1 protein-coding gene is annotated in these 629 nt (G+C 43.1%); it reads left to right on the top strand.

The window, feature by feature from the left end:
* Nucleotides 1-35 precede the first annotated feature (35 nt).
* Nucleotides 36-629, top strand: a 594-nt coding sequence (locus R7Z47_RS25475; RefSeq protein ID WP_318130844.1) for a polysaccharide deacetylase family protein, incomplete at its 3' end; no start/stop codon positions are given.

Raw genomic sequence — 629 nt, 5'->3', positions numbered from 1 at the left:
ACAACGTCATTATTAATTTCGAAAAGGAATCGAAAATGAAATTAAATAAACTGGCTATTGCAACGCTTGTAAGTGCCGCTCTATCTCAATATGCATTTGCCCAAACTGACACCAAAGGAACCATTTATCTGACGTTTGATGATGGCCCAATCAACGCCTCAATTGACGTCATTAATGTGCTAAATCAAGAAGAAGTAAAAGCGACGTTTTACTTTAATGCGTGGCACCTAGATGGTATTGGTGATGAAAACGAAGACAGAGCGTTAGAGGCACTAAAACTGGCGTTGGATAGCGGCCACATCGTCGCAAACCACAGTTATGACCATATGGTTCACAACTGTGTTGAAGAATTTGGCCCAAACAGTGCGGCAGAATGTAATGCAACGGGTGATCACCAGATCAACTCTTATCAAGATCCTGCCTACGATGCCTCGATGTTTGCAGAAAACTTGTCAGTACTAGAAAAATATTTGCCGAACATTACGAGCTACCCAAACTATAAAGCGAATGAGTTTGCTCGTTTGCCGTATACCAATGGTTGGCGCGTTACGAAAGACTTCAAAGCGGACGGCTTATGTGCCACGTCCGATGATCTTAAACCTTGGGAGCCTGGCTATGCATGTGATACG

This window comes from Vibrio sp. 1641, from assembly GCF_033339995.1.
GTDB lineage: Bacteria > Pseudomonadota > Gammaproteobacteria > Enterobacterales > Vibrionaceae > Vibrio > Vibrio alginolyticus.
The sequence above is the reverse complement of the archived record's forward strand: the minus strand, read 5'-3'. Positions and strand labels throughout refer to the sequence as shown.